The 315-nt window shown below is 65.1% G+C and carries 1 pseudogene; it reads right to left on the bottom strand.

Annotated elements, in window-relative coordinates:
* Nucleotides 1-83: 83 nt before the first annotated feature.
* Nucleotides 84-315: pseudogene (locus CBX98_RS26430) on the bottom strand (hypothetical protein); the annotation flags it as partial.

The following is a 315-nucleotide window of genomic DNA, read 5'->3' as shown; positions in this document are numbered from 1 at the left end:
CAGCGCGCGACCTTCTATGGTCTGGAGGACGTCCTTGTCCAGCCCGTCGAGCCTCTCGCCGACCTCGAAGAACCCATCCATGCTCAGCGTGACCCGGCCCGCGGCGCTGCGGCCATCGTTGCACCGACCACGCCGCCAGTCGTGGCGCCCTGGCGAAAGCCGGACACGTGGATGTCGAACACCAGCGGCTGTTGGTTGGTCCGCGTGACATGTTCGCCCGTGCAGTAAAAGCGGCCATTCTGCGGCTTGAGGATACCTTTGTACTCGGCCTTGGCAAGGTGGCTCGGCGGGTCGCAGTCTTTCTCGTCGATGGGC

The sequence above is a fragment of the Vibrio sp. T9 genome, assembly GCF_003123985.1.
Lineage (GTDB): Bacteria > Pseudomonadota > Gammaproteobacteria > Enterobacterales > Vibrionaceae > Vibrio > Vibrio diabolicus.
Note: the sequence above shows the minus strand (reverse complement) of the source record. Positions and strands in the feature narration are given on the sequence as shown.